The organism is Actinomadura hibisca NBRC 15177 (assembly GCF_001552635.1).
In the GTDB taxonomy this organism is placed as follows: domain Bacteria; phylum Actinomycetota; class Actinomycetes; order Streptosporangiales; family Streptosporangiaceae; genus Spirillospora; species Spirillospora hibisca.
This window is the reverse complement of the sequence record NZ_BCRO01000127.1, coordinates 1-22,127: the sequence shown is the minus strand read 5'-3', so window position 1 is coordinate 22,127 and position 22,127 is coordinate 1. Positions and strand designations below refer to the sequence as shown.

The window sequence follows — 22,127 nt, the reverse complement described above, 5'->3', positions numbered from 1 at the left end:
CCCCGATGGCCAGGGTCACCGGTCAGGTTCGGGCACGGGGCTGGGGTCACTGGCCGGGTGCAGGGCACGGGACTGAGGTCACCGGTCACGCGCGCGGGACTGGCCCCAGAGCTCCTAGGGAGAGAGCCCCTAGGGAGAGAACTCCGAGGGAGCATGACCCCGCGGCCCTAACGCCACCAACCATCCAGCGGGCTCACCGGCACCGTCCGCTTGTGCCTCGTCGCCAAATACACCGACTCCACCCGCTTCGCCACCTCCGCCGTCACGTCCGCGTTCTCCAGATAGTCATCGATCTCGGCGTACCTCAACCCCAGCGCCTCCTCATCAGGCAGCGCCGGTCGGTCGTCCTCCAGGTCCGCCGTCGGCACCTTCTCCCACGTGCTCGGCGGCGCGCCCAGTTCCCTCAGCAGCGCCGCGCCCTGGCGCTTCGTCAGGCCCGTCAGCGGGGTCACGTCCGCCCCGCCGTCGCCGTACTTCGTGAAGAAGCCCGTCACCGCCTCGGCCGCGTGGTCGGTGCCCGCCACCAGCAGGTTCAGCTGGCCCGCGATCGAGTACTGGATCACCATCCGCTCGCGCGCCTTGATGTTCCCGCGCACGAAGTCCCGCAGGGCGGCGTCTTCTCCCAACAGGACTCGCAGAGCGGTCGACGTCTCCGCCGAGACCGCGTCGGCGCTCGGCTTCACGTTCACCGCCGTCGTCCGGTCCGGCTTGATGAACTCCAGTGCGATCTGCGCGTCGTGCTCGTCGGCCTGCACCCCGTACGGCAGCCGTACCGCCACGAAGGTCGCCTCGTGGCCCTCGGCGCGCAGTTCCTCGGCGGCGAGTTGGCACAACCTGCCCGCGAGCGTGCTGTCCTGGCCGCCGCTGATCCCCAGCACGTAGCCCTTGGCCGGGGTCGACCTCAGGTAGTCCTTGAGGAAGTCGACCCGTTGCCGGATCTCCTGCTTCGGGTCGATGGTCGCCTTGACGCCGAGTTCGGCGAGGATCTGCTCCCTGAGGTTCGCCATCCACGTACTGTACTGGCCGTATTCCCCTTCCTACTGCGGTGGGCCCTCCGTCAAAGTCACCTCGGCGGAGCGGCGCGGGCCGTTGTTGGGGTCGATCCACTCCAGCCGTACGACGTCGCCTGGATGTTGCGCCAGCATCAGTTCCGTCAGCTTTTCCGGCGAGTCCACCGCGACGCCGCCCAGTGCCACGATCACCGCGCCCCGCCGCATCCCCGTGCTGGACGCGGGAGTGTTGGGGACCAGTTCGGCCACCAGAGCGCCCGTCGTGGTCCCCGCCGCGCGCACCCGGACGCCCAGCAGCGCCGTCCGCCCTATATGCACCGTCGGGGACGCCTGGCCGCGCTCGATCTGGCGCGCCACCGCCAGCGCGCGGGTCGCCGGGATCGCGTAGCCGCGACGGGCCCCGCGCGTCTCCATCTTGTAGTCGCCCGACGCGGCCGTGTTGATGCCGATCACCTGGCCGCCGGTGTTCAGCAGCGGGCCGCCCGAGTCGCCCGGTTTGATCGGCGTGCTCGTCTCGATCAGGCCCGTCAGGCGCTCGGTGGTGCCGTCGCTCTGGTCCCGGGCCGTCACGGTCTGGTCCAGCGCCGTCACCGCGCCGGTCACCACGGCCGGTGTGCCGCCCTTGCCGCCCGCGTTCCCCACCGCCGTCACCGGGTCGCCCGGACGCACCCGCGACGAGTCGCCGAACACCGCCGTCTTCAGGCCCGACGCCCGCTCCAGCCGGATCACCGCCAGGTCCCCGGTCTTGTCGTAGCCGAGCACCGTCGCGCGGTAGGAGCGGCGGCGGTCGGGATCGGTGCCGGTGACGGCGGTCGAGCCCTGGATGACGTGGTTGTTGGTCAGCACCAGGCCGTCGGCGGTGAACACGATCCCCGTCCCGGCCGACAGGGTGCCGCTCAGGCCCTGCTCGCTCTCGATGTTCACCACGCCGGGGCGGCGGCCGCTCGGCTTGGCGGTGTTCCGCGCGACGGGCGCCTCGGTGGCGATGGGCTCGACCGGGTCGGGGTCGCCCGCCAGCAGCGGACGGCCCAGCACGACCGCGACCAGGACGGCCAGGGCCGCCGCCACCAGCAGGCAGCCCGGCGAGTTCGACCCGCGGTTCACGACTCGCGCGAGAAGTAACGGCGCGGGTTGTCGACGAGCATCCGGTCGATCTGCTCTTCGGTCACGCCCCGCTCGCGCAGCGCGGGCAGCACGTCGTCGCTGATGTGCTCGTAGTGCCAGTTGGGCGCCAGGCCGCGCAGCAGTTCCGGGTCGGGGCCGAACCAGTCGTTGTAGCAGGACGCGTCGTGCGCCAGCACCATCCGGTCGGCGTAGCCGCGCTCGCACAGCGCCACGATCGTCGAGACCCGGTCGGCGGTCGGGTTCAGCAGGTCCAGGCCGAAGCGGTCCATGCCCAGGATCGCGCCGGTGTCGGCCAGCTCCGTCAGGTAGTCCAGGTCGTTGCTGTCGCCGGCGTGCCCGATCACCACCTTCGCCAGGTCCACGCCCTCCTTGCCGAGCAGGTCCGCCACCACGCGGCCCGACCCGGACGGGCTGTGGGTGTGCACGGTCACCGGCGCGCCGGTCTCGCGGTGGGCCGCCGCCACCGCCCGCATGACGCGTTCGACGCCGGGGGTGAGGCCGGGCGCGTCGATGGCGCACTTGAGGAAGGCGGCCTTGACGCCCGTCCCGGCGATGCCCTCGGTCAGGTCGCGCACGAAGTCGGCGACCAGCGGCTCGGGCCCTTCGAGCAGCGTGCCCGGACCCCGGTAGTGCAGCTGGAACGGCAGCACGTCGTAGGTGTACAGGCCGGTCGCCACGATGACGTTGAGGTCGGGCACCTGCTCGGCGATCCGCTGGATGCGCGGGATGTAGCGGCCGAGGCCCCACACCGTCGGGTCGGCGATCGTGGTGACGCCCCGCTCGACGAGCGAGCGCAGCTTGGCGACGGCGTCGGCGACGCGCTCCTCCTCGTCCCACCAGCCTCCCGAGCCGTAGTTCTCGACGTACTCGGTGTTCATGAAGAACACGTGCTCGTGCATGAGCGTCCGGCCGAGCGCCGAGACGTCTACGGGTCCGCGTGCCGTTTCGACTGCGGGCATCGGGGCTCCTCTGCGCATACCGACCGGTCGGTTTTCTGGCAAGCTATTGGCGGGACGGGGCACCCGTCAATGGCACACGTCGGTGGGAGGTCCGGGAGTTGAGGGGCGGCACCGTGCGCAGCAGTGCGGTGGAGCGGCGCATCCTGGACGCGGCGGTCCGGCTGTTCGCCGAGCGCGGCTTCGACGGGACCTCCGTCCAGCAGGTCGTGGCGGCCGCCGCGGTCACCAAGGGCGCGCTCTACCACTACTTCGACTCCAAGGACGACCTGCTCTACGAGATCTACCACTCGCTGATCACCCGCCAGCTCGCCGACCTGGACCGCGTCCTGGCCGCCGGGCTGCCCCCGGCCGACACCGTCCGGGAGGTCATCGCCGCCCTGGTGCGCAGTACCGCCGAGCACATCGACGAGGCCAAGGTGTTCGGCCGGGAGATGCACCGGCTGGACGACGCCCGGATGCACGCGGTGCGCGCCGACCGCCGCCGCTACCACGTCGCCTTCCGCAAGGTGGTGGCCGACGCGCAGGCCGCCGGGGTGTTCGCCGCCGACGCCTCGGCCGAGACGGTGACGCTGGTCGCGCTCGGCATGGTCAACCAGATGCCGCAGTGGTACCGCGCCGACGGGCCCAAATCGGCCGACCGCATCGCCGACGAGGTCGCCGCCTTCGTGCTCGCGGGGCTCCGGCCGCGCTAGCGGCGCGTCTGGAGCGGCAGCACCGCCGCGCCCACCTCGGCCAGCTCGGCGTCCCAGTCGTCCGGCGGCACGATCGGGGCCAGCACGAACTTCGACAGGCCCGCCTCGATCATCCGCTTGAGGTGGGCGGGCAGGCCGTCCAGGTCGGGCACCACGTCGTCCAGGGGAGCCGGGCCGCGCACGCGGCGGGCCCGCGCGAAGTGCGCCTCGGCGCGTTCGGGCAGCGGGCCGCGCCGGTAGGGGATCACGGCTCCGAAGTGCTCCTCCTCGACCTCGCGCCCCGCCTCGGCTGCGGCGCGCTGCACGGTCAGGCGGCCCTGCTCGCCTTCGGTGGGGGTGGAGAACGCCGCCAGCCAGCCGTCCGACAGCCGCCCGGCGCGCCGCAGCTCGGCGTCCGACGCCCCGCCCATCCACACGTCGAAACCGCCCTTGACGGGCTTGGGCCGCACGCGCAGCGCGTCGTAGCGGAAACGTTCGCCGTGGTGGGTGACCTCGTCCTCGGCCCACAGGCGGCGCAGCAGCGGCAGCGCCTCCTCGAAGATCGCCGCGCGGTCCTCGCGCCGCACCCCGAACGCCTGCTGCTCGCCCGGATCGCGCTGCCCGAGCCCGAACGCGGGCAGCAGCCGGCCGCCCGCCAGCCGGTCCAGCGTCGCCAGCTCCTGCGCGACCAGCGCGGGGGAGCGGCCCGGCAGCGTCATCACCGCGTGGCCGAGCTTGATCCGGGAGGTCAGGGCGGCGGCGTAGGCGAGCACGACGTTGGGGTCGCCGCCGGGACCGGTGGCCCGCTCGGTGACCCACAACGAGTCGAAGCCCTCGCGCTCCAGCCCGCGCGCGAGGGCGGCGAGCGCGGCGGGGTCGGGGACGGCCGCGGCCGGGGCGTAGCCGATACGGACGATCATGTCCCGACGGTAGGCCGGTCAGTCCTCTGACGCAACCCTTGCTCGGGAGGTGACCGCGACGGCCAGCGCGGCGGCCACCGCCGAGACGGCGATGGCCAGCGCCATCGGCAGCGCGGTGCCGCGCCCACCGAGGCCGGTCAGCGGCCCGATCGCCCCGCCCAGCGCGAACTGCGTCACGCCCATCAGCGCCGACGCGCTCCCGGCGACGCGGGGCGGGCGGCCGGACAGCGCCAGCGCCGTCGCGTTCGGCAGGACCAGGCCCTGGCCCGCCACCACCAGGAACAGCGCGGGCAGCACGCCGGGCAGGCCGAGGTCGCCCAGCACCGCCGCGAGCAGGAGCAGCCCGCCGACGGTCACGACCGCCAGCCCGGCCGCCAGCAGCCGCCGCAACTCCACCCGGCCGGTCAGCCAGCCGCTGAGCTGCCCGACCGCGACGATGCCGAGCGCGTTGACGCCGAACACGACGCTGAACGTCTGCGGCGACAGGTGGTAGAGGTCCTGGAGCACGAACGGCGAGCCGGAGATGTAGGAGAACATCGCCGCGAACGCCAGGCCGAGCGCCAGCGCGTACCCCACGAACACGCGGTCGCGCAGCAGCGTCCCGAAGGTCGCGAGGGTGGACCGCACGCCGCCGGTCTCGCGCTGGTCGGGCGGCAGCGTCTCGCCCAGCCAGGCCAGCGACGCCAGCAGCAGCGCCACGCCGATCCCGGCCAGCACGGCGAAGACGCCTGGCCACGGCGTCAGCCGCAGCAACTGGCCGCCCAGGACGGGGGCAAGGATGGGGGCCAGGCCGTTGACCAGCATCAACATGGAGAAGAACTTGGCGGCGGCGGTGCCGTCGTACAGGTCGCGCACGATGGCGCGGGCGATGACGATCCCGGCCGCGCCCGCCGCGCCCTGCACCAGCCGCAACGCGACGAACGTCTCGATCGTCGGCGCGAGGACGCACAGGAGTGAGGCGAGGACGTACAGCGCGAGCCCGACCAGCAGCGGGCGGCGGCGGCCCAGCGCGTCGCTGAGCGGACCCGCGACCGCCTGCCCGGCCGCGAGGCCGATGACGCAGGCGGTGAGGGTGAGCTGCGCCTGCGCGGGGCCGGTGCCGAAGTCGGCGGTGAGGCGGGGGAGGGCGGGGAGGTACATGTCGATCGACAGGGGCGCGATCGCGGTGAGCGCGCCCAGCACGACGATCAGCCGCAACCGCCGGTCGGGCACGATGGACGGCGGCGTGGACGTCTCGGTGGCCTGCGCGTGCGACGTGGACGCCTGCGCGGGCGGTGGCGGGGACGCCCCGGTGGCCTGCTGTGCGTCGGACGGGACGCCGTTCACGGCGTCGGGCGGAGGTGCCGCCTCGGGCATGGGGACTCCTGGACGTGACGAAGCGCGTCGCCGCGCCGGACGGGGCGCGGCGACGCGCACATTGGGGGGAGGCAGGGGCCGGGAGGACCGCTCAGATCTCGGTGACGACCTGCTCGTACTCCAGCCGCGGGTTGCGCGCGAACCAGGCGTCCGGCCCGGGACGGCCCACGTTCACCACGGCCACGACCTGCTGGTTGCCGTCGCCCAGGAACTCCTTCTTGACGCCCTCGGCGTCGTACCCGACCATCGGCCCCGCGGCCAGGCCCGCCGCGCGGATGCCGACGATCAGGTAGCCGAGCTGGATCGTGGCGTTGAAGAACGCCATGCGCTCGCGGCCGGGGTTGGCGGCCATCTGCTCGCGGGCGTCCGGCTTGTGCGGGAAGGTCGTCGGCAGGTGCTCGTGGAAGTCGGCGTCGGCGGTGACGATCAGCGTCAGCGGGGCCGAGGCGGTCTTGGCCTTGTTGCCCTCGGCCATGTGCGCCACCAGCCGCTCGCGGGCCTCGGGCGAGCGCACCGCCACCAGCCGCAGCGGCTGGATGTTCATCGCGGTCGGCGCCCACTTCACCAGCTCGTAGATGGCGCGGAGCTGCTCGTCGCCCACCGGCTCGGCGGTGAAGGTGTTGGCGGTGCGCGCCTCGCGGAACAGCAGGTCCTGGGCGGCCTGGCTCAGCGCGAGGGTCTCCTCGGTCGCGGACGTGGTCATCTCGTCGCCTCTCTGTCGGGAGCGGGCCCGGCGGGGGGCCCGAGAATCCTCAACGAGATGACCGTCCGTTATCTGCCGTGTCAGAGAGTGGGGTGCGTCACACCCGCCGGGATGATCAGCCCAGGGTGAGCGCGACGGTGGAGCCGCGCAGCAGCCGCGCGCCCGGCGCGAAGCCCTGCCCGGTGACCGTGCCGCCGGTGCCGTTCACCGTCACCTGGAGGCCGAGCCCGGCGGCGGAGGTGCGCGCCTGCTGCTCGGTCTGCCCGAGGAAGTAGGGCACGGTGACGTGGGCGCCGGTGACCGCGCCGCCCTGGCCCGCCGACACGTACAGGGTGACCGCGCCGCCGGGCGGCAGCGGCGTGCCCGCCGGGGGATGGCTGCGCAGCACCAGGCCGGTGGCCTGCGAGGACGGCACGCGGATCAGCGCGCCGAGCGGGATGCGCCGGTTCGCCAGCCGCCCCACGGCCGTCATCGAGCCGAGCCCGGCCACCTGCGGCACGGTCGCGGCGGGTGCGGTGGGACTGGTGGAAGGACTCGGCGTGCCGGACGGTCCGGCGCTCGCGGACGGCGAGGCGGTCGCGGTGGGCTGCTCGGCGGGCGGGGACGCGGGGGCCGGCGCCTCCGAGGCGGCGAACCCGCCGTCGCGGGGCGCGGGGCTCGCGCCGGTCCCGCCGATCAGCAGGGTCAGGCCCAGCACCGACGCCACCGCCACACTGGCACCGCCGCCCAGCAGCAACATCGCACGCCGCGACATCTCCGGCTCCAGGAAGTTCCCGTTGTCCGGGGCCGCCGGTTCGGCGCTACTGGTGCTTCCGGCGCGCGTCTCCTCGGAGCGCCAGCCCTTCTGTGAGTTCCCGGCGTCTCCCGAACGCCATGCGCTCTCGGAGGGGCCCGGATTCCCTGGACGGCCCGCCTCCTGCGGCTGGCTCGTCTCCTGCGAACGCCAGCCCTCCTCCGAGCGGCCCGCGTCCTCCGGGCGCCATGCGCCCTGCTGTTCGTGTTGCCCGGCAGGCGGCTGGCCGCCTTGCCAGGGCACGGGGCCCGGCGCGGGCCGCTCGTGGCCGGGCGTCTGCGGGTCCTGCTCGGGCATCGGCCGTCCCCATCGTCAGGCGGGGTCTCGTCCCCTCTTGCGTCGTGGGACGCCGGTGCCCCGGCCCGGGTTCGGGCCATGCCCATAACGGCATCGATCCACGACCGACCCGCCTTGACCGGCCGAGATCGTCTTTTCCGGTCAGAACGGCAGCCGGTCGGCGGTCACCACCGACGCCGCCGACAACTCCGCCAGCGCCACCGCCGCCAGCACCAGCGCGGCGACCGTCAGCGCCGACAGCCCGGCCAGCACCGCCCACCGCCCCGCCTGGTAACCGGCCGGGACGCGCGCGCGGTCGCGACCCCGCACCTGCCACGGCGCGCGCAGCGGCGCGGTGCCCGGCACCTCGTGGCCGGGGTCGGGGGAGTCGGCCGGGGCGGTCGCGGCGTCGGACGACGGCAGCCCGCACGCCCAGCTCAGCAGGTCGGCGACGGCGGCCGGGTCGGTGCCGAGGCCCGAGCCCAGGTAGCGGACCCGCCCGGCGACCTGGTCCAGGGTGCGCACGGTGTTGCCGAGCCCGACCCGCGCCAGCCACGCGCGCAGCTCCTCGCCCTCGGCCAGGGACCGGCCGATCTCGGTGCGCACCAGCAGGTCGAGCTTGGTGACGACGACCGCGACGCGCTTCTGTCGCCCCTGGTCGGGACGGGTACGCAGCTCGTTCAGCACCCGTTGCAGGGTGTCGGCCGGGTCCTCCTCGGACGGGGCGGCGGCCCGGTCCACCAGCTCCCGTTCGGCGGCGGTCAGCGCGTGCCGGATCTGCGGCAATGCGAACGGGTCCAGCACGAACAGCAGCGCCTCGCCGTGGTCGAGGTAGCGCAGCGACTCCACCTCGGTCGCGCCGGTGTAGTGCTCGCCCGCCGGGTCGAACAGGTACAGGATGCGGCGGTTGGCGCGGCCCTTCTTGCCGCTGTCGGGCAGCTCCACGTCCAGCATGGTCGCCAGCGGCAGTTCCGGGCCGGTCTTCGCGGGCCGTCCGCCCTGCCGGAACTCGCGGATCATGGCGGCGTACGCCTGCGCGTGCCGTTCCTCCACGAACGCCAGCCGCCCGTGCACGCCGCGCGCCCGCGCGTGCAGGGCGCGGATGCCCAGCACCATGAACGTCGTCTTCCCGGCGGCGGGGCCGCCCACGATCGGCAACGGCTCCACCCGCACCCGCCCGATCCGTTCGGGAAGCTGCTTGTCGCAGTGCGGGCAGTACGCCGTCAGCCGGAACCGGCCCAGCGGAACCGTCGTCGGCAACCGCGCCCCGCACCGGCACACGTGCCGGAACGCGCCCGCGCGCCCCGGAGCCAGCGCGGGATGCCGGACGTCGCAGCTGGGGCAGGCGTAGACCGGCAGGCCGATGCGCTCGTAACAGAACGGGTGCGGGCACGTTTGCAGGATGCGTCCGTAGGCCATGAAGACCCGCTCCACGGCGGCCAGCAGCAACACGCACACCAGCCACACCCCCAGCCCGACCGCCGCGATCGCGCCGTACAGCAGCGTCAGCGCCACCCAGAGCACGGCGGCGGGCGGCGCGGCGGCGGCGATGCCCGCGCACAACGCCAGCCACACTGGGAAGGTGAAGAACCCCCACGGCCCGCTGAGCAGCAGCGTGCCGGTGAGCCGGGACAACGCCGAGCGGGCGGTGGTCCACACGCGCGGCACGACCGTGACGGTGATGGCCCACCAGTCGCGCCAGACCTGGCCGAGCAGGTAGTGCCGGTAGGACACCTCCGGCTGGGCGACGGGCGAAGGCCCGGTGCGGGCGGCTGGGACGAGGGTGCGCGCGGCGTGCAGCAGGTACAGCCCGGCGGCCGCGGCGGCGGCGGTGAGCAGCGCGGCCGGGAACAACACCGGGAACAACACCCAGAACCCCAGCCACATGGCGGCCAGCCACACCACGATCAGCAGCACCATGATGAGGGGATGCACCGGCTCACCTCCCCGGATCCTGGTCGAGCAGCTCGCGCAGCGCGGCGAGCAGGCCGGGCTCGCCGGACAGGTGGGCCTCCAGCCGCCGGGCGGCGAAGCGGCGGGAGGCGGCGGCGCGCGCCCAGGCGTCCAGCCCCGGCTCGGTGACGCCCCGGCGGCGCAGCCGCAACACGACCTCGATCAGCTCGTGGCGGGGGGCGTGGTCGGCGCGGTGCGGCCGGTCGGGCAGGCCGGAGGTCCAGCACGCGCCGAGCCTGGCCCGCACGGGCGCGGACGCGGCGGCCAGGACCGCCGCGCGGAAGGCGGGGGCGCGCCGGACCAGCCGCGCCGCGACGCTGTCCAGCGCCTCTTCTGCCAGGTGAGCGGCGCTGGCGCAGATCGTGGCGAGGGCTCGTGCGACGTGCTCGGGCTCGTCGGCGGCCAGCGCGTCGGAATGGGCGCGCACGACGGCGGCGTCACGCGCGGCGGGATCATCGGGCAGCAGCGCCTGCACGCGCGCGGCCAGCCGCAACGTGGACGGCTTGCTGAGCGCACCGGCGCGCAGCCGCCCGAACGTCCGCGACGGCAGGGCTGCCAGCGCGGGATGCTCGGCGAACCGGTCGGCGTGCGCATCCAGTAGACGCAGGCACTCGGCGGCGTCGGGCGGCACAGCCCACACCCCGCCGAGGGCGGGGTCAAGGTCGGCGGGGGAGACGGGGAGTGCGAGAAGCGCCCCGGTGACGGCGACGCGCTGCTCCCGACGCCGCCGCCCGACGGAGGCCAGCACGGGTAGCGCGACTTCTGGGAATGCAGAGAGCGCGCCTTCGCCGTCCGGTGCTGCGCCGGAGTTGCCAGGGGGCGGCGGGGTGGTGAGGAGAGGGTGGGCCAGCAGGTCGCAGGTCGTGTCGGTCAGCAACGTCGTGCGGGTTGTGGCGTCGGCTGCTGCCAGGGCGCGTAGGACGCCTTCCAGCAGGGCGTCGCTCGTCTCGGACGGACACGTGGTCAGGGCGGTGGCCAGATCCTCGTCCAGGGGCGTTTTTCTTGCCTGGACGTGTGCCATCGCCGCTGTTGTCACCTCGCCCGGATCTGGTGTCATGCCTACGCGGGCGGCTACGGCGGTTATCTGCGCGATGGCGGTCAGGGGCGGTGCCGCCTTTAGGGCTGCCGACGTTTCTGCGGCCAGCCTCGCGCGGGCTTCGGGGGGTAGGTCCGTCAGCAGGTGTGCGTGTCGGGCCAGCAGCGGGCGCACCTCGGCGTCTGCCACCGCCAGCACCGTCGCGCGTAGTGCGCACTGCGCCGCCACGTCGGGTGCGCCCGCGTCCCGAGCGCGGCCGTGTACCGCCACCGCCAGGTCGAAGCCCATCGCGGGCACGCCCGGCACCAGGTCGCGCCACACCCAGTCGGGGATCGTCACGCCGTGCCGGGCCAGCAGACGCGCCGCGCCCGCCTCCTCCGCCATGGTCACCGTCGTCTCGCCCCGGCACAGGGCCAGCAGCGCCGCCGCCCGGTCCAGCGCGGCGGGGTCGGGGCCGGTCTGGTCGGGAACGGTGTCCAGCAGGGCCAGTTCGCCCAAGGCGTCCAGGCCCGCGAAGTCCGCCTCGCGCCAGCATCCCGCCACCGTGCGCGCGAACCTGCTCGCCGCACCCGCCCCTGCCGACGGCGTCTCGTCCAGCGCGAACGCGTGCGCGCCCGCGCGATGCGCCGTCGCCCACACGTCCGGTGTCGTCCCCACGACGCGCTGCGCCGCGCCGTCCGGGTCGGCGCTGTAGGTCACGAACGACATCCGCGCCGCCGCCGCGACCGGCAGCGAGTACGACAACACCGCGATCCACCGCGCCACCTGCTCGATGTCGCCCGACACCAGCACGACCCGTCCGTGGCCCCGGCCCAGCACCCCTGTCACCGCGTCCACCAGGTGCGCGAGCAGCGAGTAGCCGTCCGGCAACCCGGCCAGCCAACCGGCGAGAGCATCGGGCGCCAGCGCGGCGTCGGGGGTGAGGTCTTCCAGTTCCGGCAGGTCTGTGCCAGGGGAGGGCTGGTCGGACCACAGCGCCGCCCGCCACAGCTCGGCCGGGCGCAGGCCCTCCAGTTCGTCGGGTTCGGCCACCACCGCGTGCGCGAAGAAGTTGCCGTAGCGGCCCGAGTAGTCGCGGCCCAGGTAGCGGCAGCGCAGCAGCAGCGGACGCACGCGTTCGTGCATCGCGACCCGGTCGTACAGCAGCGTCACCGGGAACCGCTCCAGCTCCCCGTCCCCCGGCTCGGGCGGCGCGTCCGGCGGCGGCCGGTACGACAGGTACGGCGTCACCGCCGCCCGCGTCCCGTCAGGCAGGCCCGGCGTCTCGGCGACGAACTGGAATCCCGCCCGGCCGGTCGGCCCGCGCCGCGCGGAGGTGTAGTGCAGCTGCCAGGCCACCGCCTCACCCGCCCTTGCCGCGAGATCCGTCCAGCATCCCGAACCGGTACAGCAGCCACAACAACGGATCTTCGGCCCGGTACGGCCGCACGCCGCCCGCGCCGACCCGGCCGCCCTCGGGCGTGCCGCCCAGCGCCGACAGCCCGAACAGCGCGTAGTCGGCGTACTGCTGGCCGAGGTAGGTGTCGAGCTGCCCGGCCTGCCACTCGTGCAGCAACGACCGGACCTGCTCGTGCACCGCCTCGCGGTCGTCCAGGTCCAGCACCCCGGCCCCCGAGCGCGAGCGGTGCAGCGCCGACTGCCGCAGCAGCGCCGGGCGCAGCACGTCGATCTTGGTGAGGGCGACCGCGACCGGCACCGGCAGCCGCTCGCCGGGCCGGGTGCCGTGCCGCTGCCGCAACGCCTCGGTGACCCGCGCGATGATGTTGATCGGCTCGCTGTCGGGGTCGTCGCCCGGCGTGCGGTCCCCGCCCGCGCCGCCCGCCGCCGCCACGGCCGCGTCCGCGCCGGGCAGCTCCAGCGGGTCCACCAGGAAGATGATCGCGTCGGCCGCCTCCAGGTAGCGCAGGTGCAGGTCGCGGACCTCGCGGCTGCGCAGGTCCTCGCCCGCGGTGTCGAACAGCACCAGCGCCAGCGACTCGGTGCGCTCGCGCGCGAACCGGGCCCGGCGGCTGCGCGTCAGCAGGTACACCAGCGGCTCGCGCGGCGCGGTCGCGGCGCTCGCGGTGGTCGGCAGCAGCCGCCGCTCCTCCAGCAGCGGACGCGCGAAGTCGCGCTTGTAGCGCTCGATCGTGCGGTCGTCGCAGGCCACCAGCGAGGTGTCCAGCTCGGTGCCGACGCGGTTCATCAGCTCGTGCAGCAGCACCGCGATGTAGGTGCTCTTGCCCGCGTTCTTCGCGCCGACCAGCGCCACGATGCGGCCGGGGGAGTCGCAGTAGGCCGACGGCAGCGGGTTGTGGCACCCGGGGCAGACCCGGTTGCCGGTCGCCTGCCCGCAGCCGGGGCACACCGCGCGGCCCTCGCCCCGGCCGCGCCGCGCCGGGGCGTCGAACACCGGCGGCAACGACGCGCCCGCCGTCGAGCCGGTGTAGTCGGCCAGCTCGCGGTCCAGCACCGGCGCGCAGCCCGACCGGCGGCCGGCCTGCCCCCGGCAGCGGAACGGGACGCGCGCGGCGGCCAGCTCCGCGAAGCAGTACGGGCAGGTGATCTCCGGCGGCGCGGGCAGCCCCGGCCAGCCGGGCAGGTTCACCCGGGGCGGGCTCATCCGCAGGCTCGCCCGTGACGGCAGGGACACCGGTACCTCCGCGTGAGTCTGGCCGGACGGCTGGTCGGGCGGTTCATCGGGCGATCTGGAGCCGTCGGACGGGGGGATCGCCGAGTTCCACCACATCATCCTCGGCGAAGCAGCGCAGCCAGAACGGCCCCGCCACCGTCGGCATCGGCAACGACAGCTCGCCGGGCACCGGCACCTGCGTCCACGACGCGACGGTCTCGCCGTCGCCCGCGCGGTGCGGCATCACCCGCCCGGCGCGCAGCACCAGGTCGATGCGCGCGACCCGCAGCGGGCGCGGCGCTGACAGCCGGACCGTCAGGTGCCGCCGCCACGGCGGGCCGCCGCGCTCCAGGTCGTAGCGGACCAGCATGCGGGCGGCCACCTCGGCGGTCACCGCGGGCCCGGTGACGCGCGCGCCGCCGACCGAACCGGACGCCGCCACCGAGATCTCCACGGCCTCGTCCTCGGGCACCGCGAGCCGGACCCCGCCCTGGGTGTCGTAGGCGGCGCGGGACACCACCAGCCGTTCGGGACGGCCGGTGTCCGGCCCCTCCGGCTCGGCCCGGCCCACCTCCACCAGGTTGGCGAACGTCGCGAGGCTGGCCTCGATGCGCCCGGCGGCGATGTGCTCCTGGCCGACCCGGTAGGCCAGCTCCACCTCGGCGACCTCCGGCGGCCAGTCGAACCCGACGTGCACCTGCGCGCCGCGCCGCTCGGCGATCAGGCGGCGCGGCGGCGGCAGGTTGACGTGCCGCACATACCCGCCGATCGCGGCCTGCCCCTCGGCGACCGTCACCGCCAGCAACCACCCGCCGGTGCCGGGACGCACGGCGAGCCCGCCGTCCAGCGGCGTCGCCGTCAGCCGCCGCCCCACCGCGCGCACCTCCTCCACCGGGACCAGCGCGCTGCGCGGCCACGGCGGCGGGCCGTCGGTCAGCACCAGCTCGACGGTCCCGTGCGCGGGCGGCTCGAACCGCACCCGCAACAACCCCGGGTCGGCCGGGTCGGGATCGGCGGCCACCTCGTACACCGGCTCGGGCGGCGCGCTGGGGGTGACCGAGCGCCGCACGCCCGGCGTCACGACCTCGCGGCCCGACTCGTCCAGGTAGACGGCGCTGACCCGGTAGTGGTGGGTCACGCCGTTGGCGACGCGCTCCTGGAAGCCCTCGCGCCCGGCCGCGACCGTGCGGCCGTCGCGCACGACCAGCACGCGCGCCGCCTCGCGCGGCAGCCGCCACCGGCCGGTGACCACGCCGTCGCCGGGCAGGACCTCCACGCCGCGCGGCTCGGGCCGCACCACCACCGGCCCGGCGACGGCCGGGGGAGCGGCGGCCTCGCCGCGCACCGCGACCACGCCGTAGTACAGGGGCACGTTCACCGGCGGCCGGTCGTCGCGCGCGCCCGGCAGCGGCTCGCCGTCGGCCGCGCCGCGCGGGGGACGGCCGCGCCGCCGCACCGCGTGGTGCAGCACCTCGCCCGCCGTGGACGGCGACGGCTCCCACGACAGCCGCACCGCGCCGTCGTCGTCGCCGCGCTCCACGTCGGCGCGCACCGCCGGGACGGGCAGCGGCGGCAGCCGCCGCTGGTGCTCGGCCGCGCCGGGCAGGTCACCGGCCAGCTCCAGCGCGTCGGCCAGCAGCCGCCACGCCCGGTCGGGGTCGTTCTCGGCCAGCGCGGCTTCGCGCAGCCGCAGCGCGGTCGCGACGCGGCGTCGCGCCTCCCCGGCCAGCACCGACGCCTCTTCCGGCAGGGCCGCGCCGTCCTGTTGCAGGGCGTCGGCCAGCTCGGCGGCGGCACGCACCTCGCCCGCGTCGAGCAGGGCCCGCAGCCGTCCGGCGGGCCCGCCGCCGCTCTGCCCCGTCTCGCGCAGCACCGCGAACACCAGGCGGCGCGCGTCCTCGGCCGCCACGCCCAGCTCCTCGGCGGCGTGCCGCAGCAGCGCCCGCTCGGAGGCGCGCTGCCGCAGCCGCTCACGCAGTCTTTCAACGATGTCGTAGCGGACCAGTTCGGTCAGGTCGGCGCCCGACCGCAGCGCCGCCAGCACGGTGTCGGCGTGGGTGGTGCTGGTGTCGCGGCTGCGCCGCGCCCACTGCGCGCCCGCCGCCTTCACCGCCTGGGCGTCCAGCGTCACGCCGGGCGCGTCGAACCCGTCGAGCACCCGCATGGGGCCGCGCAGCGCCGGGCCGAACACGAACGCGGCCAGATGCCGTTCGCCCAGCACGTCCAGCGACTCGCGCACCTTGCGGTAGGCCGCGTACGGGGGAGCGACCGGAAGCGCGGCGGGCTCGACGACCTCGACGCCGTCGGCCGCCGCCACCCCCGCCAGCTCCTCGGGCGACACCCCGGCGGCCCGCGCGATGCCCGCCAGCTCGGCGGGCGTCACCATCTTCAGCAGCCCCGCCGCGTCCGACAACCGCGCCCGCGCGACGCCCGCGCGGCGCTCGTCGCGCGCCCGCCCGCCGCGCAGCCGCTCGGCCAGCGGCCGCAGGTCACCGCGCTCGGCCGCCTGGAACAGCGGCGCCAGCTCCCGGTGCCCGGCCTCCAGCCGGTCGATCAGCGTGCGGTACTTGAGCTGGCCGCGGGCGCGCCGCCAGCACTGCCGCACCTGCTTGACCCGCGCCGCGACCCGCTCGGGGGTGAGCGGGTCCTCCAGCGCGTAGCGCAGGCGCAGGTCGTCGGGCGGGCGGTCGCCGGCGGCGCGCGCCGGCTCCAGCACCGCCCGCTGGTAGTCCTCGTCGAAGCTCAAACCGTCATCAGCTCACCTGTCAGCTCACCTGGACGCGGGACAACGCCTTGCGGGACTTCTCGACCTCCTCCTCGGACATGCCGCCGACGTCCACCTTCAGCTCCAGGGTGTCGCCGGTCTCCTGCTCCACCGCCGTCACGTTCAGCAGCCCCGACGCGTCCAGCGCGAACGTCACCGCGATCGGCCAGCCCGCCTGCTTGCCGCGCGGCACCCGCACCTCGCCGGTCGCGATCTCGGTGTTGTCGATCAGCTCGGCCGACTCCACGCTGCCGGCCTGCTCCATCACCCGCACGTCCGCCGACGCCTGGTCGTCGTGCACGGTGAAGAAGTTCTCGGTCTGGGCCGCGGGCAGCTCGTCGTTGGCGTGCACCAGGTGCGCCACGTGCTCGGCGCCGGTCTCCCGGTCCACCACCACGATCCCGAACGCGTGCGAGGCCACCGTGCGGATGCGCCGCCCCGCGATCGCCTCCTGCTGCTCGGCCGACAGGCCCGCCCGGCTCGCCATCTCCGCCGCCCGCTCGGTCGCGCCCTCGCGCACCAGCCGCCGGTAGGTCTCCTCGAACGCGTACAGCGCCGCGCCCTTGGCCACCGCGAGGTCGGGGTCCTGGAGCCGGGGCCGCAGGCCCAGCTCGGTCTCCAGCCGCGCCGCGACCACCGGCATCTTGGTGGAGCCGCCCACCAGCACCAGGTCGTCGTAGTCGTGCACGCCCTTGTCGGCGGCGGTCGTGAGGGTGCGGCCGGTGATCTCGACGGTGCGGTCCAGCAGGTCGCGGGTCAGCTCCTCCAGCTTCTCCCGCGTCACCTCGATCGCGGCCGCGCGCCCGTCGTGCATCACCCGGACGGTGTGCGCGGTGCGGGTGGTCAGCGCCTTCTTGGCGTCCTCGGCGTCGCGCCGCAGCTGCTGCTCGGTCTGCTTGTCGTCCAGCGGGTCGCCCGCGTCGGGGTGCTCGGCGCGGAACCGCTCGGCCAGGTACTCCACCAGCCGCGCGTCCCAGTCGGCGCCGCCCAGCTCGTGGTCGCCGTCGGTGCACACCACCTCGATGTGGCCGCCGCGCAGCGCGATGACGGTGGTGTCGAAGGTGCCGCCGCCCAGGTCGTAGACCAGGATCGTGCGGTCGGCCTCGGGGTTCAGCACGCCGTAGGTGATGGCGGCCGCGATCGGCTCGGACACGATGTCGATCACGTTGAGCCCGGCGATGCGGCCCGCCTTGCGGGTGGCGTCGCGCTCGGCCGCGCCGAAGTAGGCCGGGACGGTGATCACCACGTCGCGGGTCTCGTCGCCGGTGGTGGTGCGCGCGTCGGTGGCGAGCTTCAGCAGGATGAACGCCGACAGCTCCTCGGGCGTGTAGTCGAAGCCGTGGATGCTGCGCGCCACCTCGCGGCCCATGTCCCGCTTGATCAGGCTGACGACGTGGTCGGGTTCGAGGACGGCGGTGTCCTTGGCGGTCGCGCCGACCACGACGTTGTCGCCGCTCTCGAAGTACACCACCGACGGGGTGGTGTCGGTGCCCTCCAGGTTGCGCAGGACCGCGGGGCGTCCCACATCGTCGATGGAGGCAATGCAGGAGTAGGTGGTTCCCAGGTCGATCCCGTAGACAGCCATGTCCCTTGGTCCCTCAGTCCCTCGGTCCCTCAGCGGGGGGTGGTCATCGCTCGTTCATCGTCTCGCTCCGCTCGCCCGCGCGCAGGCGACTTGACCCAGCCGTTGACCCGCCGTTCGTCTCAGGGGCGTTGCCGGGCGGGGCGTCCGGCGCGGGCTTGCCGACGCGGACGCCCGCCTTGCGCACCACGCGCCCCGCCCGTTCGAACCCCTCGGTGTGCACGGCGCGGACGGTGTGCGCCCGTGCGGGGTCGGTGACGGTCTCCACGTCCACCGGCCGGTGCCGGGTCGCGTCGTAGGGCACGCCGGGCTCGACGGGGAACCGTTCCACGCCGGTGCCCGCCAGCGCGTCCAGCACGTCGCCCGCGACCGACTCCAGCAGCGCGGCCGCGCGTTCGGGCGCGGGCGGGGCGGCGGCCCAGTCGGCGGCGGCGCGCCGCACCTGGTCGTGCAGCCGGTAGAGCGCGGTGCGGACGGGTTCCAGCGCGGACTGGAGCTCGTCGCGGCGCAGCCGCTGGTTCTCCTCGTGCAGCCGGTCGATGATGGCCTCGCGGTGCGCGGCGCGCTCGTGCTCGCGGTCGAGGCGTTCGGTGAGGGCGGCCAGCGCCGCCACCAGCCCCCCGGTGTCCTCGCTGGTCGGGGGCGCGGTTTCGGGCGCGGCGGAACCGGCCCCGGGCTCCGCCGCGGGGCCCCTGCTGACTGGGCGCTCCCGGTCGTTCGACACGTTCAGTCACCCTAATGGCCCGTGATTGCCAAAGGTAGCTCCGCCGTTGACCTTCCCCGGTCGTGTCTTTGCCAAGCCCGGCGCAGACTTCTCGGTGATGAGACGTATGGGTAACACGTCCGAAACGCGCCCGCGCCACGCTGGGCGCACGGCGCGAACGGCGCGGAGGGGACACGAGGGGGGTACAGGAGGTGACGATGTTGCTGCGGATTCGGGTCCGGCTGCCGGACCGTCCCGGCTCGCTGGGACAGGTGGCGCGCATCCTGGGCGTCGCGGGCGCGGACGTGGTCCAGATGACGGTGCTGGAGCGTGACAACGGCCGCGCGCTGGACGACTTCACCGTCGCCTGGTCCGCCGGGGCCGGGATCGACCGGCTCTGCGACGGGCTCGGCTCGGTGCCGGGGGTGGAGATCGTCGGCGTCTGGCCCACGGCGGAGCCGCAGGGCGCCTTCCCCGACGCCGCGCTGATCGGCCAGCTCGCCGCCGATCCCGCGCGCGGCGCGGTCACGCTGGCCGACGCCGTGCCGTGCCTGCTCAGCGCCGACTGGGCGGCGCTGGCCGAAACCGGCCCCGGCGGGACGGCCACGCGGCACCGCAGCGGGCCCGGCACGGCCGACGCGGACGGCGCGGCCGGGGACGGGCTGCCCGACCTGGAGCCGGTGCGGCCGCGCGCCTTCACCGCGCCGGACGGCACCCAGTACGCGATCAGCCCGGTGACCGGTGATCTGGTGCTGGTGGTCGCCCGCACCGGCGCGCCGCCGTTCCACCGCACCGAGGTGTTCCGGCTCGCGCAGCTCGCGGGTGCGGCCGAAGCGGTGCTCGACGGCACGACGGACCATGATCTAGTACGTAGTTCGTAACGAGCGGGAAACCGGAGAGACGTCTCAAGCGTCTACTTTGTTGGACATGGCCCTCGGGTGCGGCGGCGCGGTCGCACCGGGGGCCATGTTTCATTCCCGACGTTTCATTCCTCCGCCAGCAGGGCCAGGACGCCGTCCAGATCCGTCAGGCACGCGTCTGAGCCCAGCCCCTGCGCGACGGTCGCCGCGGCGGCGGTGCCCCAGCGCGCCGATTCCCGCAGATCACGTCCGTGCAGCAGGCCGGTGATGAACCCGGCGCAGTAGGCGTCCCCGCAGCCGGTGGTGTCCACGACCTCGACCTTCAGCGCCGGCAGGTGATGCGCGCCCTCGGCCGACACCACGAGGCTGCCCTCCGCGCCGAGGGTGACCAGCACGGCCTTGGGGCCCTGGGCGAGCAGCGCGCGGGCGGCGCGTTCGGGATCGTCCTCGCCGGTCATGGCGCGGGCCTGCTCCTCGTTGGGCAGGAAGTAGTCCACGTGCGGCAGGAACGCGGCGGTCGCGGCGACCAGGTCGGGCAGGTTGGACAGCAGGTCCATGGTGACGATCGTCCCGGCGGCGCGGGCGGCGTCCAGAGCGTCGAGGAACGCCGGGTCGTTGAGGCCGAACGCCACGTCGGGGCCGCCCACGTGCACCGCGTCGGCGGCGGCCAGCAGGCCGGGGTCGACGGCGCTCGCCGCCAGCGTCAGGTTCGCGCCGGGCACGTGGAAGGAGGGGCGGCCGCCGTCGGCGCGGATCGGCAGGATCGACGCGCTGGTCTGGTCGTCGGTGCGGCGCACGAGCCCCGAGACGTCCACGCCGTGCCGGGCCATCATCGCGGTCAGCAGGTCGCCCAGCGCGTCGTCGCCGATCGCGCCGACCGACACGACCCGGTTGCCGAGCCGGGCCAGCGTGACGGCGGTGCCCGCGGCGGTCCCGGCGGCGGTGACGCGGACCTGGTCCACGACCACGGTGTCCTGGCCGGGCGGGATGGCTTCCACGGGGCGGGCCAGCACGTCCACGATGTGCGCGCCGAGGGTGACGACGGTCGGGCGCGGAGGCGTGCCGGACGGGGCGGCGGCGGGCTCGGTGGGGGACACGGCGGATCTCCCTTGCTGATCGTGAGGGCCGTAGCGTACGCCCCACGGGCCGTCGAAAGTGAAGGGGATTCACATGATTCTGGGACGGGAGCGCGCGGCGTTGTGCGAGACCGGGCGGCGGCTGGCGGCGGCCGGGATGGTGGTCGGCGCGGCGGGCAACGTCAGCGTGCGCGTCGGCGACCTGGTGGCCGTCACGCCGGGCGGGGTGATGCTCGACCGCATGGCCCCGGGCGACTGCCCGGTCGTGGACGTCGAGGGCCACTTGGTGGACGGCGAGCGGGCCCCGTCGTCGGAGACCCCCATGCACCTGGCGCTGTACGCCGAGACCGACGCGGCCGCCATCGTGCACACCCACTCGACCTACGGCACGGTGGTCGCCACGACGATGGACGAGCTGCCGCCGGTCCACTACAACACGCTGCTGCTCGGCGGGGTGGTGAAGGTCGCCGAGTACGCCACCTACGGCACCCCGGAGCTGGCGGCCAGCGTGCGGGCGGCGATGGCGGGCGGGATGCGCGCGGCGCTGCTGGCCAACCACGGCGGCGTCACCGTCGGCCGCGACCTGGAGGAGGCGTTCGAGCACGCGCGCCTGCTGGAGTGGTTGTGCGGGGTGTACGTGCGGGCGAAGACGATCGGGGAGCCGCGCGTGCTGAGCGAGGAGCAGCTCGCGCGGGTGGTGGAGCGGGCGCTGAACCCGCCCGCGTGGCCGCGCCGCGCGGCGGAAGATGTGTAACCTAGCGCTTGCTAGGTTGACCGAGAGGGGATGTCCCGCCCATGTCCTTCGTCCTGCTCGACAAGCCCCGGCCGCACGTCGCGCTGATCACCCTCAACCGGCCCGAGCGCATGAACGCGATGGCCTTCGACGTCATGGTGCCCTTCCGCGAGGCGCTGGAGGAGGTCGGCCGCGACAACGACGTCCGCGCCGTGGTGGTCACCGGCGCCGGGCGCGGCTTCTGCTCGGGCGCCGACCTGGAGTCGCCCGGCCGCATCCCCGGCATCGAGGGCCTGACGGTCTCCGGCATCGCGCTGCGCTCGATGGAGCTGCTGGACAAGGTGGTCGCGGCGCTGCGCGGGCTGCACCAGCCGGTGATCGCCGCCGTCAACGGGCCCGCGATCGGCGGCGGGTTGTGCCTCAGCCTGGCCGCCGACATCCGGCTCGCCGCCGACACCGCCTACTTCCGGGCCGCCGGGATCAACAACGGGCTGACCGCGAGCGAGCTGGGGCTGAGCTACCTGCTGCCGCGCGCGATCGGCGCGTCCCGCGCGTTCGAGATCATGTTGTCGGGGCGCGACGTGGACGCCGCCGAGGCCGAGCGCATCGGCCTGGTGTCGCGCGCGGTGCCCGGCGACAAGCTGCTGGAGACCGCCTACGAGCTGGCCGAGCGGATCGCCGGGTTCAGCCGTCCCGGCGTCGAGCTGACCAAGCGGATGTTGTGGTCGGGCCTGGACGCCGGGAGCCTGAACGCGCACATGGACCACGAGGGGCTGGCGCAGCTGTTCGTGCGGCTGACCACGCGCAACTTCGAGGAGGCGATCCAGGCGCGCAAGGAGAACCGCGCGCCGGAGTTCCGCGACTGACGGCCCCGGGTCGGGCTCGGCTGACAGCCGCGTGTGGGTCTGGCTGGCGGCCACGGCTAGGGCTTGTCTCAAAGACCTCAGCCGTCACGCGAGTGCCTAACTGTCCCTGCGGGGCAAAGTCGAAGGCGAG

Annotated in this window: 18 protein-coding genes; 4 read left to right on the top strand and 14 right to left on the bottom strand. The window is 74.8% G+C overall.

All coding sequences use genetic code 11. The features are described from left to right. Nucleotides 1–167: 167 nt before the first annotated feature. The 3 genes from nadE to AH6_RS39920 are packed head-to-tail and all read right to left on the bottom strand — an operon-like array spanning nucleotide 168 to nucleotide 3,094. Nucleotides 168–1,007, bottom strand: coding sequence for an NAD(+) synthase (gene nadE / locus AH6_RS39930; RefSeq protein WP_067491296.1), 840 nt, complete (start codon nucleotides 1,005–1,007; stop codon nucleotides 168–170). A 30-nt stretch (nucleotides 1,008–1,037) separates the two neighbouring features. After that, the gene (locus AH6_RS39925; protein WP_067491294.1) at nucleotides 1,038–2,114 is read right to left on the bottom strand and encodes a S1C family serine protease; all 1,077 of its coding nucleotides are present in this window, start codon (nucleotides 2,112–2,114) and stop codon (nucleotides 1,038–1,040) included. After that, nucleotides 2,111–3,094: a phosphotriesterase family protein gene (locus AH6_RS39920; RefSeq protein ID WP_067491292.1), complete on the bottom strand. Its 984-nt coding sequence runs from the start codon at nucleotides 3,092–3,094 to the stop codon at nucleotides 2,111–2,113. The genes AH6_RS39925 and AH6_RS39920 overlap by 4 nt, the downstream gene beginning before the upstream one ends. 113 nt (nucleotides 3,095–3,207) lie before the next feature. Here AH6_RS39920 and AH6_RS39915 point away from each other — a divergent pair, with 113 nt between their 5' ends. After that, a complete protein-coding gene (locus AH6_RS39915; RefSeq protein ID WP_157432017.1) occupies nucleotides 3,208–3,786 on the top strand; it encodes a TetR/AcrR family transcriptional regulator in 579 nt (192 codons plus the stop codon). Here the strand turns inward: AH6_RS39915 and AH6_RS39910 are convergent. The 10 genes from AH6_RS39910 to grpE form a co-directional block, all read right to left on the bottom strand. Continuing rightward, nucleotides 3,783–4,685: an LLM class flavin-dependent oxidoreductase gene (locus tag AH6_RS39910; protein ID WP_067491289.1), complete on the bottom strand. Its 903-nt coding sequence runs from the start codon at nucleotides 4,683–4,685 to the stop codon at nucleotides 3,783–3,785. The genes AH6_RS39915 and AH6_RS39910 overlap by 4 nt on opposite strands. 18 nt (nucleotides 4,686–4,703) lie before the next feature. Next, entirely contained in the window at nucleotides 4,704–6,041 is a 1,338-nt protein-coding gene (locus AH6_RS39905) for a multidrug effflux MFS transporter (protein WP_083983918.1), read from the bottom strand. Nucleotides 6,042–6,132: 91 nt separating this feature from the next. Next, nucleotides 6,133–6,744: a malonic semialdehyde reductase gene (locus AH6_RS39900; protein WP_067491287.1), complete on the bottom strand. Its 612-nt coding sequence runs from the start codon at nucleotides 6,742–6,744 to the stop codon at nucleotides 6,133–6,135. Between the two features lie 115 nt (nucleotides 6,745–6,859). Beyond that, nucleotides 6,860–7,834, bottom strand: a complete 975-nt coding sequence (locus AH6_RS39895) for a PASTA domain-containing protein (RefSeq protein WP_067491285.1) — start codon at nucleotides 7,832–7,834, stop codon at nucleotides 6,860–6,862. Between the two features lie 141 nt (nucleotides 7,835–7,975). Next, entirely contained in the window at nucleotides 7,976–9,748 is a 1,773-nt protein-coding gene (locus AH6_RS39890; RefSeq protein ID WP_067491283.1) for a TRAFAC clade GTPase domain-containing protein, read from the bottom strand. A 4-nt stretch (nucleotides 9,749–9,752) separates the two neighbouring features. Then, a complete protein-coding gene (locus AH6_RS39885) occupies nucleotides 9,753–12,140 on the bottom strand; it encodes a GAP1-N2 domain-containing protein (RefSeq protein WP_067491281.1) in 2,388 nt (795 codons plus the stop codon). A 4-nt stretch (nucleotides 12,141–12,144) separates the two neighbouring features. Then, nucleotides 12,145–13,434, bottom strand: a complete 1,290-nt coding sequence (locus AH6_RS39880) for a TRAFAC clade GTPase domain-containing protein (protein WP_245679684.1) — start codon at nucleotides 13,432–13,434, stop codon at nucleotides 12,145–12,147. Nucleotides 13,435–13,477: 43 nt separating this feature from the next. Beyond that, nucleotides 13,478–16,159, bottom strand: coding sequence for a hypothetical protein (locus AH6_RS39875; RefSeq protein ID WP_067491277.1), 2,682 nt, complete (start codon nucleotides 16,157–16,159; stop codon nucleotides 13,478–13,480). 19 nt (nucleotides 16,160–16,178) lie between these two features. Further along, nucleotides 16,179–17,762 (bottom strand): Hsp70 family protein, encoded by a 1,584-nt coding sequence (locus AH6_RS39870; RefSeq protein ID WP_067491276.1) that lies wholly within the window; start codon nucleotides 17,760–17,762, stop codon nucleotides 16,179–16,181. 43 nt (nucleotides 17,763–17,805) lie between these two features. Next, complete coding sequence (gene grpE, locus AH6_RS39865) at nucleotides 17,806–18,483, bottom strand: nucleotide exchange factor GrpE (RefSeq protein ID WP_067491273.1); 678 nt, start codon at nucleotides 18,481–18,483, stop codon at nucleotides 17,806–17,808. A 197-nt stretch (nucleotides 18,484–18,680) separates the two neighbouring features. Here grpE and AH6_RS39860 point away from each other — a divergent pair, with 197 nt between their 5' ends. After that, nucleotides 18,681–19,343, top strand: a complete 663-nt coding sequence (locus AH6_RS39860; RefSeq protein ID WP_067491272.1) for an ACT domain-containing protein — start codon at nucleotides 18,681–18,683, stop codon at nucleotides 19,341–19,343. Between the two features lie 104 nt (nucleotides 19,344–19,447). Here the strand turns inward: AH6_RS39860 and AH6_RS39855 are convergent, their stop codons facing one another. Then, nucleotides 19,448–20,419, bottom strand: coding sequence for a carbohydrate kinase family protein (locus tag AH6_RS39855; RefSeq protein ID WP_083983917.1), 972 nt, complete (start codon nucleotides 20,417–20,419; stop codon nucleotides 19,448–19,450). 73 nt (nucleotides 20,420–20,492) lie between these two features. On the opposite strand from AH6_RS39855, the gene AH6_RS39850 reads away from it, so the two are divergent. Together AH6_RS39850 and AH6_RS39845 are read left to right on the top strand one after the other, a co-directional pair. Beyond that, complete coding sequence (locus AH6_RS39850; RefSeq protein WP_067491270.1) at nucleotides 20,493–21,152, top strand: class II aldolase/adducin family protein; 660 nt, start codon at nucleotides 20,493–20,495, stop codon at nucleotides 21,150–21,152. Between the two features lie 41 nt (nucleotides 21,153–21,193). Beyond that, nucleotides 21,194–21,997, top strand: a complete 804-nt coding sequence (locus AH6_RS39845; protein ID WP_067491268.1) for an enoyl-CoA hydratase — start codon at nucleotides 21,194–21,196, stop codon at nucleotides 21,995–21,997. The last annotated feature ends 130 nt before the right edge of the window (nucleotides 21,998–22,127 follow it).